General features: G+C 50.8%; 15 protein-coding genes. 12 read left to right on the top strand and 3 right to left on the bottom strand.

Annotated features, from left to right (window positions below; genetic code table 11):
- The first annotated feature begins 267 nt into the window (after positions 1 to 267).
- From E4L36_RS14980 to E4L36_RS14970, 3 genes are all read left to right on the top strand, one after another.
- Entirely contained in the window at positions 268 to 852 is a 585-nt protein-coding gene (locus E4L36_RS14980; protein WP_136681283.1) for a hypothetical protein, read from the top strand.
- Between the two features lie 245 nt (positions 853 to 1,097).
- The gene (locus E4L36_RS14975; RefSeq protein WP_136681282.1) at positions 1,098 to 1,301 is read left to right on the top strand and encodes a hypothetical protein; all 204 of its coding nucleotides are present in this window, start codon (positions 1,098 to 1,100) and stop codon (positions 1,299 to 1,301) included.
- Positions 1,302 to 1,505: 204 nt separating this feature from the next.
- Positions 1,506 to 1,811: a c-type cytochrome gene (locus E4L36_RS14970; RefSeq protein WP_136681281.1), complete on the top strand. Its 306-nt coding sequence runs from the start codon at positions 1,506 to 1,508 to the stop codon at positions 1,809 to 1,811.
- 60 nt (positions 1,812 to 1,871) lie between these two features.
- On the opposite strand, the gene E4L36_RS14965 is transcribed toward E4L36_RS14970, so the two are convergent.
- Positions 1,872 to 2,816: a flagellar motor protein MotB gene (locus E4L36_RS14965; protein ID WP_127694732.1), complete on the bottom strand. Its 945-nt coding sequence runs from the start codon at positions 2,814 to 2,816 to the stop codon at positions 1,872 to 1,874.
- 16 nt (positions 2,817 to 2,832) lie between these two features.
- Positions 2,833 to 3,591 (bottom strand): flagellar motor protein PomA, encoded by a 759-nt coding sequence (gene pomA / locus E4L36_RS14960; protein ID WP_127694731.1) that lies wholly within the window; start codon positions 3,589 to 3,591, stop codon positions 2,833 to 2,835.
- Positions 3,592 to 3,769: 178 nt separating this feature from the next.
- Here pomA and E4L36_RS14955 point away from each other — a divergent pair, with 178 nt between their 5' ends.
- From E4L36_RS14955 to E4L36_RS14915, 9 genes are all read left to right on the top strand, one after another.
- On the top strand, positions 3,770 to 4,009 hold the full coding sequence (locus E4L36_RS14955) for an exodeoxyribonuclease VII small subunit (RefSeq protein WP_127694730.1): 240 nt from the start codon (positions 3,770 to 3,772) through the stop codon (positions 4,007 to 4,009).
- A gap of 4 nt (positions 4,010 to 4,013) precedes the next feature.
- Positions 4,014 to 4,892, top strand: coding sequence for a polyprenyl synthetase family protein (locus tag E4L36_RS14950; RefSeq protein WP_136681280.1), 879 nt, complete (start codon positions 4,014 to 4,016; stop codon positions 4,890 to 4,892).
- Entirely contained in the window at positions 4,892 to 6,643 is a 1,752-nt protein-coding gene (gene dxs, locus E4L36_RS14945) for a 1-deoxy-D-xylulose-5-phosphate synthase (RefSeq protein WP_136681279.1), read from the top strand. The genes E4L36_RS14950 and dxs overlap by 1 nt, the downstream gene beginning before the upstream one ends.
- A gap of 261 nt (positions 6,644 to 6,904) precedes the next feature.
- Positions 6,905 to 7,807: a FlgT C-terminal domain-containing protein gene (locus E4L36_RS14940; protein ID WP_169051557.1), complete on the top strand. Its 903-nt coding sequence runs from the start codon at positions 6,905 to 6,907 to the stop codon at positions 7,805 to 7,807.
- A 27-nt stretch (positions 7,808 to 7,834) separates the two neighbouring features.
- Entirely contained in the window at positions 7,835 to 10,519 is a 2,685-nt protein-coding gene (locus E4L36_RS14935; RefSeq protein ID WP_136681277.1) for a CsgG/HfaB family protein, read from the top strand.
- Positions 10,520 to 10,577: 58 nt separating this feature from the next.
- Positions 10,578 to 12,122, top strand: coding sequence for a hypothetical protein (locus E4L36_RS14930; protein WP_136681276.1), 1,545 nt, complete (start codon positions 10,578 to 10,580; stop codon positions 12,120 to 12,122).
- Between the two features lie 10 nt (positions 12,123 to 12,132).
- Positions 12,133 to 12,591, top strand: coding sequence for a DUF1425 domain-containing protein (locus E4L36_RS14925; RefSeq protein ID WP_127694724.1), 459 nt, complete (start codon positions 12,133 to 12,135; stop codon positions 12,589 to 12,591).
- Between the two features lie 21 nt (positions 12,592 to 12,612).
- Complete coding sequence (locus E4L36_RS14920) at positions 12,613 to 13,143, top strand: hypothetical protein (protein ID WP_136681275.1); 531 nt, start codon at positions 12,613 to 12,615, stop codon at positions 13,141 to 13,143.
- 245 nt (positions 13,144 to 13,388) lie between these two features.
- Complete coding sequence (locus E4L36_RS14915; RefSeq protein ID WP_136681274.1) at positions 13,389 to 14,486, top strand: hypothetical protein; 1,098 nt, start codon at positions 13,389 to 13,391, stop codon at positions 14,484 to 14,486.
- A gap of 66 nt (positions 14,487 to 14,552) precedes the next feature.
- On the opposite strand, the gene ribA is transcribed toward E4L36_RS14915, so the two are convergent.
- Positions 14,553 to 15,170, bottom strand: a complete 618-nt coding sequence (ribA, locus tag E4L36_RS14910; RefSeq protein WP_127694721.1) for a GTP cyclohydrolase II — start codon at positions 15,168 to 15,170, stop codon at positions 14,553 to 14,555.
- Between the last annotated feature and the right edge of the window lie 57 nt (positions 15,171 to 15,227).

The raw sequence follows: 15,227 nt of genomic DNA, 5'->3' as shown, positions 1-15,227 counted from the left end.
TCGAAGACGAGCCTTTTTCTACATTAGTTTTCACACACTTATCCACAGAAGTTGGGGATAGTTTTAGCCGACCACTTCCCAGCCACCAAGCCATAGCGTTTGAAACAAAGCGCAGCCTAGATCACCAAACGAATCCCGAGTAGTTCAACAAAATTCGTACAATCGTTTGAATTTAAATCTGGCTTTTTATTCATCTGTTAAGGATTTATTTGGCTAGAGGCCAATAATATGGCGCCCCAATGCGAATCAAGCCCTCAGGAGTCCAATATGTCTATTTTCAAAGGTCGTTTGAAAAACCTTAATGAAGAGCAAGGCTATGGTGTTATTTCAACACCCGATGCGGCAGGCGAGGTGCGTTTTGATTTGAAAGATTTGGAGCACTACGGCACGCCATGGATTGGAGAGAAACTCGTCTTCTCACTCAAACCCGGTGTTGATGGGCACTTTCGCGCTGTTCGAGTTAAACCCACCGCCACGGCGGTAGGGAACGTGCGAATCAACCGTATCAAAAGTAGCGAATACGCATATGTGATTATCCCCTTTATCGGTGCACTCATCGCTTGTACGTTCAGCGTTATCCCCTTGCTGCTGTATATCACCATGTCTTTACTCGCAGGATATGTGGTAACTCTGAACCAACACCACCAAAAGCGTCGTATTAATAAGCATTCTGTTGCACTGGCTGCGATTGAAACACTGGGTGGCTGGCCAGGCAGCGTACTATCCAAGCGAGCCCTGAACATCGGTTACCAGAATCGCAAATTCGCAATCTTCTCGTTAATCAATCAGCGCCTACACATCTTGTTATGGGCTGGCGTAGCAATCATGACTATTGTTTCAATTGTCAGTTAATTTCGGTCCCCGCATGGCTTGGTCTGATGGCTCCTTTCAGGCCGAGCCAGTTTTTTATCGAATTTAACTTTCCATGGAACTTTTCCCGCCTAAACAACCTCTTATAGTTACCCGCAACATCCCACAGGGTCGACAGAAGCAAGCAAATCGCGCCAGCTCGAAACTGAGTTTGCAACGCCGAGATGCCATAAAACTGTCATATTCATTGGGCAATATGTGAGAGTAAATTAACAGAGGATATAAAGATGGATCACCATCAATTAAGCGCACAGCTGAAGCAGTTGCTGAAGCGCGGCTACTCGATCGATGATGCCAAGCAAATGATAACTGCACCAACAACGATGCTAGAGCAAGTTGTTAGCGAGTATTTAGCAGAACAGGCTATCGAACAACGCAATATGGTTAGCCAACAAAACCAAGCTAACTATGCAATGGGATTACGCTACTAGCATGTAAGCCCCTCCTTTCACCGAAAAAAGCCTGCCCTTGCAGGCTTTTTTAATGCTTGTTGATTTCTATCAACCCATTCATGTGTGCCTTCATTCAGACTGCAAATGATAGCCTGCTAAGGTCGTTTGTATTTACATCATCCCAACGCACGACCTAAACTGTTACCAGTTGACACTGTGAGCATATATTAAGGAACAAGAACCATGAAAAAAATTATTTTAGCGGCAGCTGCCGCAGCAATGCTTCTTCCAGCAGCAGCGAATGCAGAACGTACTGGCGCTGAAGTGTATCAGTCTAAGTGCTTTGTTTGTCACGCATCTGGCGTTGCAGGCGCACCTAAACTAGGTGATAAGGCAGCGTGGGCACCGCGTATCGCTAAAGGTGAAGACGCTCTACTTGCAACAGCGATCTCCGGTATCGGCGCTATGCCTCCAAAAGGCACATGCATGGACTGCTCAGACGCTGAACTTAAAGCATCGATCACATACATGATTGAACAGTCAAAATAAGGCTCTCATGTGAATAAAAAAGCCGTCGTAAGACGGCTTTTTTGTTGGTTTCAATCCCTATTAAAAGATCTCATTCGGCGCCAGCCGCTCACCTTCAGAATCGTTTAGGCCTCGTGCTTGGATCTTCTCCAATAGCTCTTTATCTTTGCCTCGCTGGATCACGATCTCTACACGGCGGTTAGTGGCACGGTTCGCTGACGTATTATTTGGTACTAGCGGCTTCGTGTCAGCATGCCCAATGATCTGATAGCGCGCTTGGTCGATACGAGGGTCGTCAAATAGCTCTTCAGCTACGGCGAGCGCTCGAGCCATCGACAGATCCCAGTTAGAATTAAACGCACGCCCTGAGTACGGCACATTGTCCGTATGACCTTCGATAGATACGTTGCTATCTAAACCCAGCAATACGTCGCGAATCTTGGCCATAACGGGGATATAGGCAAACTTCAGCTCCGCTGAGCCAGATGCGAATGAACCTTTCTCTTTCACTCGGATAATGACTTTTCGCTCACTCGTTTCAACTTCCACACTGCCATCACCGATTTCGGTCGCTAACGCTGTTGCAAACTTCACCGCTTGCTCTTTAGCTTCTTGCTCAGCCTCCTGCTGCAGCTTTTGCAGTGCCTCAGCTTCACCTTCCCGTTTATCTTGGTTTTCCGCTTCCCCTTCCAACGAGCGTATATCCAACGTATTCATATCGTTGTTAACGGTCATTTGGCGGACTTCATTTAGCGGAGTAGGCTCGGGACGACCGGGGCTAAACTCCTGCGCAATGATCGATGTGCCTTTGGGGACATCTTCCACCTTAATCTGGTTTTGAACACCAAACGCTTCACGCATTGAACCTGCCAACTGCTTGAACTTCAGTACATCCATCTCAGAGAAAGAGAGCAGCAGTACGAAGAAGCACATGAGCAGTGACATCAAATCTGCGAATGTCGCAAGCCAGCCGGGGAGGCCGGCGGGACAGGGAGGACAGCCTTCGTCTTCTATATCGTCACTCATTACTCGTTATCCTTGCCTAGCCTTCTGACATGACGCGTTTTTTCTCTGGGAGGTAGTTACGCAGCATCTGCTCGATAACACGTGGGTTCTGGCCAGCTTGAATCGCCAACAGGCCATCGATGGTTAGCGCCTGATTGAGTGACTCCTCATCTTTACGTGCGGCCAGCTTATCGGCCATCGGCAATACAATCATGGTAGCGATCATCGCACCGTACAGCGTTGTCAGCAGGGCGACCGCCATCGCAGGGCCGATCGACTTCGGGTCACTCATGTTGGAAAGCATCTGTACCAGACCAACCAACGTCCCGATCATCCCCATCGCAGGAGCAACATCGCCCATCGCAGCAAATATTTTGGCGCCAAACTCATGTCGGTCGGTGGTGAGTTTCATCTCTTTGTTCAGCAGCATTCTGACAATATCTGGATCGTGGCCATCCACCAGCAATTGAATGCCCCGCTGCATAAAATCGGTGCTTACTGTTTTATCCTCAAGAGAGAGCAACCCACCTTTACGTGCAGCATCTGCTAACTCAACGGTTTCACTGATAATGTCTTCGGGGCTTACCGACTTGAACATAAACGCTTTACCCGCGATCTTTCCGGCCCCTAAAAACTGCGCCAACGTGAACTTCATCAGCACGACCAAAATGGTACCGCCGACAACGATCAATAACGAGGGAGGGTTAATGAAGACACCGATATCACCACCGGTAACCATCGCTGCGATGACAATACCAAATCCACCGAGCAGCCCAACGAGTGTGGCTATATCCACTTAAATCTCCTTTCTCACAACCAATGAATGCCTGTTGCTGAACGCGTTTTTCAAAGATAATACCAAAATAATCAGTAGGTTCACGCCGATAACTTTAGAGGTTATCGGCCGCGACTCCGATCAATTGACCCTATAAAGCTGATTCGTTAATTTACAGATCAGCTTTCAGGAAAACACTATGCCACGTAAAAAAAAATCCCCCGAACTCGAGCAATCGCTTGCTGATCTTGAAGCGCTCGTCACTCGTATGGAACAAGGTGACTTATCGCTAGAAGAGTCGTTAAGTGCCTTTGAAGAGGGTATAAAGCTCACGCGTGAGTGCCAAACAATTTTGGATCAAGCCGAGCAAAAAGTACAAATTCTGACCGAGCAAAACGGCCAACTTACCAGCGAAACGTTTCACGAAACACAGGATTAAATCGGTGTCTATCCAGCAACTCATCCGAACTTATCAACAACGCGTGGACCAGCAGCTGCAGGCAAAGCTCAGCCACAGCAGTATTGAACCGACCCTGCAAGAGGCGATGCGGTACGGTCTCTTCAATGGTGGTAAGCGCGTTCGCCCCGTATTGGTTTACCTCGTAAATCAGCTGCTAGATGGCTGTTTGGAGGATGCGGATGATGCCGCCTGCGCGATTGAGTGTATCCACAGCTACTCTCTGGTTCACGATGATCTACCCGCGATGGATGACGACGATTTGCGCCGCGGCAAACCCACATGTCATATCGCCTTCGATGAAGCCACCGCCATCCTTGCTGGAGATGGCTTACAGAGCTACGCGTTTGAGCTATTGAGCCAAAGCGCTTTAGCACCTCAAACACGTCTTGACCTGATTCGCACCCTTGCTCAAGCCGCCGGCGATCGCGGTATGGTGGCCGGTCAAGCGTTCGACCTGCGCCATGTGGGCCAAAGCCTCACCCTTGAGCAACTAGAAGCGATGCACAACCGCAAAACTGGCGCGTTGATCAATGCAGCCATCGAAATGGGCTACTACTCAGCCCCCGCTGCAAGCCCAGACTCGCTTGCAGCTCTACGACGTTTCGGCGATGCCATAGGCTTGGCGTTTCAGGTAAAAGATGACATCCTCGATATCGAAGGCGATACCGAAACCCTCGGTAAACCTCAAGGCTCCGACCTTGAGCAAAATAAGCCAACGTATCCCGCGCTACTCGGACTCACTGGCGCCAAAGAGAAACTTGCTGAGCTACACCAAGAAGCACACAGCATCGCCCAAAGCTTTGGTCCTAAAGGATCAGACCTTGCTTTGCTGGCTGACTACATCGTAAATCGAGATCATTGATGTTCACCGCCATTCCAACGCACCGCCCAGCGACACCGCTGTTAGATACCATTGACACACCTTGTGCGTTGCAGCCGCTCACAGCACAGCAATTAGCACAACTGGCTACCGAGCTGCGTGCGTATCTGCTGTATAGCGTTGGGCAAACAGGTGGACATTTCGGTGCAGGCTTAGGCGTTATCGAGCTAACCATCGCTTTGCATTACTTGCTCAAAACACCAGAAGACCACTTAATCTGGGATGTCGGCCATCAATGTTATCCACATAAGATCTTAACGGGCCGCCGCGAGCAGATGCTCTCCATGCGCCAACGCGACGGCTTAGCGCCTTTTCCAAAGCGCGATGAAAGCACATTTGACGACTTTGGCACAGGGCACTCGAGCACGTCGATCAGCGCAGCGTTGGGCATGGCGGTTGCTGATCAACTCTTAGGTAAAAATACACGATCTGTGGCAGTCATTGGCGATGGGGCGATGACTGCCGGGATGGCCTTTGAGGCGCTCAACCACGCCGCTCATACCCGCGCAAACTTACTGGTTATCCTCAATGACAACGATATGTCGATCTCCAAAAACGAGGGTGGGTTGGCAACTTATCTTGCCAAAAACTTGAAGTTAAAGGGCAGCCGCAGCGAAACATCGGCGGCGCTTTTTGAAGCGCTTGCTTTTGAATACCAAGGCCCCGTGGATGGCCATGATTTCGCGCAACTACTGCCAGCACTAGAAACCGCCTTAAAAAAAGAGGGGCCGCAATTTCTGCACGTTGTGACCCAAAAAGGTAAGGGGTTTGAACCCGCCGAAGCAGACCCGGTTGGCTACCATGCCATCACTAAGCTAGACCCGCCAAGCCAACCGAAAAGCCCCAAAAAGCCGACCTTTGCCAACCACTTTGGCCGCTGGCTACTCGCCACAGCGGAAAAAGACGCGCACCTGGTTGGTATCACCCCAGCGATGCGCGAAGGCTCCGATTTAATCGCCTTTTCTGAGCAATATCCCGAACGCTACTTTGACGTCGCTATTGCCGAGCAACACGCCCTCACTTTTGCCGCCGGTCTTGCTTGTGCGGGTACCAAGCCAGTCGTGGCGATCTATTCAACCTTTTTGCAACGCGCTTACGACCAGCTCGTGCATGACATCGCCATCCAAAAACTCGATGTTTTGCTGGCAATCGACCGGGCAGGACTGGTCGGTGAAGACGGCGCCACTCATGCAGGTGTCTTCGATATCGCCATGCTGCGTTGTATTCCTGAGATGATCATCATGACGCCCGCAGATGAGCAAGAGCAGTGGCTGATGCTCAATACCGGTTATCAGCATCAAGGCCCTGCAGCTGTGCGCTACCCGCGCGGAACAGGCTCATGCGAGACGGTGATAACCAACAATGAAACCCTTCCTGTGGGCAAAGCCCGCTTACTGCGCGCAGGAACTAGCGGTACAGCACTACTCAATTTCGGCCCCCTACTCCAGCAAGTACAGCAAATGGCAGAGAGCGGCGACCATACGCTTGTCGATATGCGCTTTGTTAAGCCATTAGATACTGAGCTACTAACGCACCTGCTGGCGCAGCATCAGCACATTGTGACCTTCGAAGATCATGCGATTCAGGGCGGTGCGGGTTCTGCCGTTGCCGAATGGTTAGCCCAACAGGCCTGGGGTGGGAAGCTCACTCTACGTGGCATTCCTGATCACTGGGTTGAGCATGGCAGCCGCGATGAGCAGCTTCGTGAGTGCGGTATTTTCGCCCCGGTATAGACGACGTGGTGGCCTTTCAGTTTTCTGTTGCTGCCCGTCAACTGATCGTTTGAAAAAAATAGTTACTAATAGCAAACGTCTCTACAAAGATGCACTTCCTGCTGTTATTCTTAGCAGCGCTAAATAAGGTTCATTCGCAGTTAATGATTAACTGCCGCTGCTTGGTCAGCAGAACGTAACAGGGAAGTATGCATTTAGCGCGTTCGCACTGCGATGCCATCTTCTCCTGCCCGCAAACTTTTAAGACGGATATTTGCAGAGATGGTCACGTTGCTTCGCCCCATTTGGCTTATCGCCACCGCACTCACCTTACTTTTTGCTACTCAACTCCATGCACAGGAGCGCGTTCAGCCCGCCGTGGCGATCAAAGAACCAACTGTTGGAGACGGCGTTAAAGGCAATGCAAAGAAGCGCCTTAAACTCGATATTATCTGGGATGAACTAGAAGCATCCTTCCGAGCAACACGCAAATTTCGCGTACTGAGCCGCAACAAAGCGGACTTAGCCGCTGTTTTAGAAGAACAAGAGTTCGCAAGTTCAGATCTTGCAAAAGGAGATGCCGCCGCATCAGGCGTGCTTAATAACGCGAACTACCTCATTCTGCCTACCATTCAAGACTTTAAGTTCTACAGCGCGCACAAAAAGCTGCCCAACTTCGACTCCAAATATAAGCGCACCGATGTAGGGTTTCTCCAGATCAGTGCCAAGATGATCGATACGGCAACGGGCCAGGTTGTTGCTAACTTCAGCCTGTCCGACAAATTTAATATCGGTCAGGGCGTCGTGAATGGACGCGGCGCAGTCCCTAGCAGTAAGCGTTTTACCAAGATGGCGAAGACCGTGGCCGGCCAGCTCGCAGACCAATTTGTTAACGCGGTTTATCCGATGAAAGTCGTTAAGCGTGACCGCCGTGGCAACGTCTTTATCAACCGTGGTAAAGATGGCGGACTCAAGGTTGGGGATATTTTCGATGTGTTCTACGCCGGCGAAGAGATGATCGACCCGGATACCGGCGAGTCGCTAGGTGCCTCAGAAGAGTATGTTGGCCAAGTCAAAGTAAGCCGTATCAACCCGAAATTCACCGTGGCAAAGGTTGTTAAAGAACTTGATGCCACCAACGCGCCCATCGGCGTTGGCGATATTCTGCGCACACCGCAAAAATAAACAGCTTGCCTAAGGAAAGAAGACACGATGAATAGGATTTTTCAGGCAGCACTGCGGCTGCGTGCGTTTGCAACACTGTTGGGGTTGCTCGTCAGCCTCATTACAACAAGCCTCTATGCTGCGCCAAAAGCACTTCAGGCTAGCCAGAATCGCGTTGTTGTTGCGGTGCTGGCACACAACGATTTTATCCCCGACGCCACAGGCGCGAATACGCCCAACGGCGTGCCCGAGGCGTTAGCGAGCCGTATTATAGAGAAGCTCAATGCCAGCCAGCGCTTCGATGTTCTAGATCGCACAGTGCTGCGCCGCAGTGTACTAGAACAGCGCTTCAATACTGACTCTGTTAGCCAACTCGATGCCGTATTAGATAAAGCGGTGGCCGACATGCCTAATGTGTCAGGAGGCACGGTAGCCGCCTCAGGCGCCTTTGCAGCCTACAGTGACCAACTGAAAGATTTTAAAGACCTTGGCCAGTTAGTGGGTGCTGACTACCTTATCTACCTAAAGGCCGAAGAGCTGTCTGCCAAGAGCGGTAACATGGCGCGTCCCTACAGTGATAGCGGCCAGAAAACACTGAAAAAGCAATTAAAAGCGCGCTTTTCAGTACGTATTATCGATGCGAAAACTGGCCGTATTGCGGGCGCAAAAACTCTGCGCGACGACTGGAGTGAACGTGGCAAACAAGCTAAAACCAGTGACCAGCTTGATGCGTTTGATCGCGTTGCCGGTTTAACCGCTGCAACCGTGATCGACACAGTCTTCCCGCTGCAGATTGTGAGCGCTTCGCCTTGGGTCCTCAACCGTGGCCGTTTTGATGGTGCAAAAGCTGGCGACCTCTACACAATCATCCGCTTTGGCGATGAGATCAAAAACAACGATGGTATCGTACTGGGTCAATTGGAAGAGAGCGTTGCAGAGGTATCGCTCACGAAAGTCCAAGATAACTTCAGCCTTTTCGATGTGGTATCGGGAACCCCTGCAAACGGAGACTCGGCTCGCCTAGCACAGGCTGCTGACTCCGCTCAGGCCACAGCAGGCAAAACAGCGCCACAATCTGTCTCTGCAGGCACTCCGGGACTGCCGCGCATCGCCATTGGGTTAGTAAAGGCTCACTCTACCGCGCGCACTGGCATCGATGCGAACGAGCATATCCCAGCCTTTACCGATACGTTGATGACCCGCCTCAGCCAAACACAACGCTTCACACTGATTGATCGCCAAGAGGTGGACCAACTGCTCAACGAACAGCTCGCGCAAGCACTGGCCGATAACCAAGACCTGCCTTCCGATATGGGTACCCTCACGGGTGCCGACTTCCTAGTCTATGGCAGCGTCTCTAGCTTTATGATCACAACCGAGCGCTCGCAGCTACCGGGGTCATCCCGCGTATTTAGCCGCCAAGTGGGCAAAGTCGAGGGCAATATGCGTATCGTCGACGCCCACAGTGGCGCCGTGCTGACCTCAGCACGCGTGAGCATCGATGAGAGCCTTGAAGCCAACGCATCGCAAGCGCGCGTCGTGACGTTATTAGCGGATGCTTACGCCAACCGCGTAACACGCGAGTTGATGGCCGCGATCTACCCCATCAAAGTTGCCGCCATTTCTGCCAACGGGGATGTGTATATCAACCGTGGTAACGATGGCCAGCTAAGAGCTGGGCAAACGTTAATCGCGCTGCGTGAAGGTGAGGAGATAAAAGACCCCGATACCGGTATCTCGCTGGGTAAAACCAACGTAACGCTCGGCTCAGTGACCCTTTCGCGCGTTGAAGCAGCTCGATCTATTGGCCGCTTCCAAGGTCAAGCGGAACTGCGCGTCGGTGACCTACTGCGCGCCGACATACAAATAGCGGGCACCAATCAAACTGAGAACACGCCAACAGCGAAAGGCGGCAAAATGACGTTGGCCATCGGCGATGTGCAGATCAACCGCCAAGGTCGAAACCGCCTACTGCGCGCAAACGGCGTCTCTCGTATTAGCAATGATTTCTACGTCAAACTCCAGCAGACCAACCGCTTTAATCTGTTGGAGCGCGACCAAGTTGATCAAGTGTTGGATGAAAAATCCTTTACTGCTATCGCCAAAGGCACAGATATGCCCCCGCAGCTTGCTGAGCTGTCGGGCGCTGACTACCTCATTCACGCCACAATCGATGACTTCTACATCAATACCGAGCGCAAACAGATCGCGGCGGTGAACCGGACTCAAGTTCGCCATGACGGCCGAGCCCTGGCGACACTGCGTATTGTAGATGTCCACTCCGGCGAGGTTAAAGCAGCGCAAAAGGTGAGCCAAGATATCCGCCTAGATAACGCGAGTGACTCGCAAGCGATGACCAACCAACTGATCGATCAATTCACATCGGCGCTTGTAAACAGCGTGACCACCTATCTTTATCCCGCCAAAGTGCTCGGGGTTGCTTCAGATACCCAGATCTATATCAACCGAGGTTCTGATGCTGACTATCGCACGGGTCAACAGTTCCGTTTGATGCGTCCGGGTGAGCCGCTCATCGACCCAGATACGGGCCTTAGCTTTGGCAGTATGGAGACAGAAGTGGGAACCATCGAGATATCCAGCGTAGAGGCGAACCGCTCAGTGGGCCGTTTTCTGAATGGCAGCCAAGCCAAACGTGGAGATATCTTACGCCCACTGGTTAAACCGGCACCCCATAAACGCAAAGCACCCAAGGTGAATAAACCAACCTTTTAAGCCAGAGGGGCAGACCTCTGTCTGCCCTAACTTCTACCGATAGATGGAGCGACGCCTGATGTCTGCCAGCCTTATGAAGAAGTTAGCGCTTGCTACTGCGCTAAGTATCAGTGCCACGCAACTTGCCGCGAATCCATTCGCCGAGTTGATCAATAATGTAACCAGCGCAAACCAGCAGCCTGCACAAGCTAAGCCCGTTGACCATGCGCGCCAAGAGAAAGTTACCAACGAGGGTGGACGCCAGTTTGCAGCCGGTTACAGCAAAGCGTTTTACCCCGTTAAAAGCCTGCTCAAGCAGGGGCAAACCGACCAAGCGCTGCAAGAGCATAAAACCATCTTTTTAGAGAAGGATGGCAAGAGCTTTCTTGCTCAAGTCGAGCATGGGCTTGTTGCACTCGATGCTAACCAAACCGATACCGCTATCAATGCATTTGCTGATGCCGAGCATATTTTGGGGCAAGAGTTCGCAGGCTCCAAATTGGGTTCCATGCTGCAAAGCTCCTCCTCCAATTTAGTATCCATGATCACCGGTGCTGGCGAAATTACTGACTATCCAGGTGAGTCTTTTGAGCGGATTTTAATGCTCAACTACAAGTCGATTGCTTATATGCTGCAAGGCGAGCGTAAAGCTTATAACGTTGCCCGCCGCTCCATCGATTGGCAAAACATCGAGAAGAAGCGCTTTCGTGACGAAGTAGAACTGGCTAAAAAAGAGCTGGCAAAAAAGGAAGCTGAGCAAAAAGAGCAAGGTAACGACCTCAGTGGTTTTGGTATCACCGACACCATCAACAAATACTACGGCAAAAGCCGCAAGGAAGCCGCCCAAGTCCCCAGCGCTTACGTTAACCCCTTCGGCTTTTACATGACCGGGATGGTGCAGGAGTTCGATAGTTACGATGATCGCTCTCTGCGCGATAATGCGCGTATCGCCTACCAGAAAGCACTTGAGCTAAATCCAAAGAGCAAGGTGATCAAAGCGGCTGCCGCTGCAATGAAGAAGAAGCCTCGCCGCGGCCGCAAACTCGTACATATCATCGTTGCAGATGGCTTCTCCCCCGAAAAACGCACGGTACAGTTTGACTACAATGCCGGCGGCGTTCCTCTGCCCATCAAACTACCGATCTATGAGGCTGAAACCTCACCAATACACCGCTTCGAAATCCAAACGGTTTCAGGCAAGCGTCTTGCACGGGTGCATAGTATCGCCGATATCAACAGCATTGCACTGCGCCATCAATATGACAGCTTACCGTTTCAGCAACTCAATATGACCGTCAATGTGGTGCGTAGCTACTTCGAGAATCGCGCACTGAGCAAACTAGGATTTCTTGGCAAAGTGGTCGGTGATGCCCGTCAGGAGATGGCCAATCCCGATATGCGTTCATGGATCTCGCTGCCAGAGCGCTTCTTAGCCGCCCGCATCGAAGCGCCAAAAAACCTATCTCGTATTCGGATCAAGGGCTTCGACCGCCGAGGCCGGACGCTCGTCAATCAGGTGGTGAAACTGCGAAAAGATAGTCACAACTTCGTTTACGCCCGCAATATCGGCAAGGTGATGAAGGTTGCTACAAACCAAAACAAAATGTGGGCCCCCATTAAATAAGGACATTCCGATGAATAAAGTGCTTTCCCGTATCGCGCTCTGCGCCCTAACGGCTTCCATGATCACTGGCTGTAATACGGTACGAACCGAAGACCAAGTGCAACGTGCGCTCGTCAATGATAGTCACCCACGCGCTCAGTTGGTGCTAGGGCATAAAAGTTTGCTCGACAACCTGATCTACCGCGACGTGAAGTTTGGCAAGGTGGGTAACTTTACTCGCGCTCAGTTCCAGCTGGAAAACCGCAGCGATCAACGCTTGAGCCTTGAATACCTGATCAAATGGCAGGATGAAGCTGGCTTTGATATTAACGACAACAACGTTTGGCATCGTTTCACCTTGGGCCCCCGCCAAGTCAAAACAGTGCAAAGCGTCGGGAAGTCTGACACTGCACATCAGATTCAGGTGATGGTCCGCTACCCCGACGATCTTTTTATCGAGTCCCACAAACAATCTCAAAAATCTCAGTAAAACAGCCTAGGAGCTATAAAGATGAAACTGCTTAACTTTGTCGGCGCAAGCCTGGTCGCTACAGCACTGGTTGGTTGTAACACAATGCCTGGGCCCGGCGGCCAAGCGGGTGTATCCGTACTGGACTCAAATACCCGTGCGCACCTTGATACTGAGCTTACTATGGCGGATTACACCGCGTTTGCAGAAAACGTGACCAATAAAATGCTCAGCTCCCGACTTGTGCAAAGCTGGGGCAACAAACGTCCACGTTTGATCGTAGCGCGTTTACAGAACAACACCGACAACGAAAATATCCGTATGCAGGATATTCACGACCGTATCACCGAGACGATCCTTAACTCAGGTGTTGCCCGCCTTGTGGACACTTCCGCAACACGGTTCGACTATGTTGTAAAAACAGAACTCTCCTCTACTCGCCAGTATGGCCAAGATGGCGCGGAGCTAGCGTTCTTTAAACTCGAGTTTAAGATGTTCAAAATCGACGGCGAGATGGTTGGCCAGTGGTCAGATGTTTTGCCGCTAGGTCGCGCAAAGCAGAAGTTTCTCTGATCTACATGCGCCGAGTCATGGGATAACCGATGACTCGGCCATGCGACACTATTTTAATTTTTAAACACTGTGCTAGTCTTGCCGATATCACATTGAGTGTGACAGAAAAGCTATTCCATCAAAACGTACGCATCTCCCTGGGCTGACCCGGCAGAAGCACTCTTTATGGATTACAATAACTATTCAAACCAGCAGGGAATGCTATCCCAGCTTCTTGAATCCGGTTCATTTAACAGGAGTATTAAATGAGATTTCCAGTACGGCCTCTTAGCTACCTAATTCTATGCGCGATGCTAACAGCCTGCGGTGGCGGAGGTGGTGATGACACCCTACTGACTAACCCGCCTACAGATAACTCTGGTGACAACGGCGGCGATAACAGCGGTGGCGATAACAATGGCGGTGATGGAGATGGCGGCGCTGTTGATCCAACACCTGATGATGATGGCGTTGTAAAGTCTAACGATGGCGATACCTTCAGCGTTAAAAACCAATTTATCGGTTTCTACATCGAAAGCCCTGACTATGACCGAGACGACTTTAGTGTGGGGCATATCTTTATGCAGCACCTAACGTCACCAGGCGCCCTAGAGGGTGGTGAACCGGGCGAAGCGATTGTTTCCTACAAATATAAAGATTGTCAGGACCGCAATACCATCACGCTTGCAGGGCGCTACAACGATAAAGACTCAACTTACGAAATCGGCTACGGCACAGGTGCAGTCGACCAAACTAGCCAAGTATTCTTTACTGACGTCGGCTTCAACGAAGAGCTTAGCGCATGGACAGGGCCGTACGATATCAATGGCTCCGACTACGTTTCCGTAGATGGTTGCATCAACCACCAGCTTGGTGCGCGCGGTAAAGTTGAAGTCTTCCCACTCAACACCACGTTCTACACCGATGGTAGCGCAGATTATGTAGTCGAGTTTGACTCTTCAAACCCACGCTCCATCAAGTGGAACTACGCCAACTTCTCTGCAGAAGCCACAAACCTAGAACATATCACGGTAAGTATCTTTGATAAGAGTAAGGTGGACAGCCTAAACCTCTTCGGTGATATCTACTCACTACAAAACCAATTATTACTCGCTGCGGATGACGAAAAAGACGCGCTTGAGGATCAGCTCAATACGGCTATTCTGACTTACTCGCCACGTATGACAAACGACCTGTTTGTATGGCAGGAGATTATTCCTGGGGATGCAAACAGCTTCACCTTACCAGACAGCGTTTCACTGGTGAAAGACAACTACTATATCCTGTCGATCACTGCATGGAGCTCAGAAGACCTAAGCAATAAGGTTTACTACTCGTCTAACCACGTATTCCGCGCTGACTGAGTTAGCCGGAAACACAAAAAAAGGGCTTCATATGAAGCCCTTTTTTATTGCGGTAACGACCAGAATTTAGTCTTTGTCTTCCGCATTGAAGTGGTGCTCTGTCATCATATGGCCAAGCTTGCCCATTTTGGTCGCCAAGTAGCCTTCATTATGACGGTTTTTGCCCACTTGCAACGGTACACGCCCAGCAACTTTCACGCCGTATGTTTCGAGCGCCGCCACTTTGCGCGGATTGTTAGTCATTAGCTGCACCGATGTAATACCTAAATGCTCCAACATCGGCTCGCACATAGAGTAATCACGCATATCCGCAGCAAAGCCTAACTGTTCGTTCGCCTCTACCGTATCTGCGCCTTGGTCTTGTAGGTGGTACGCCTTAATCTTATTGAGCAAACCGATTCCACGCCCCTCTTGGCGTAGGTAAAGCAAAACACCAGAGCCTGCTTCTGCGATACGTTGTAGCGCTTCCTGTAACTGGAAACCACAATCACAGCGTAAGCTAAAAAGCGCATCTCCTGTCAGGCATTCAGAGTGGATACGGGCTAGGACAGGTGTATCACCAGCTACATCACCGTAAACTAGCGCCACATGCTCTTTCCCCGTTTCGATATCTTCAAAGCCAACCATTGTGAAAACACCCCACGGCATCGGGAGCTTTGATTCCGCTACATACTTAACAGACACACATCTTTCCTCTAAAAAACAGGCACGATAGTTTACCAGCGCAGCGTTTCTAGCGTC

The organism is Neptunomonas sp. XY-337, assembly GCF_004959845.1.
GTDB lineage: Bacteria > Pseudomonadota > Gammaproteobacteria > Pseudomonadales > Balneatricaceae > Neptunomonas > Neptunomonas marina.
Note: the sequence above shows the minus strand (reverse complement) of the source record. Positions and strands in the feature narration are given on the sequence as shown.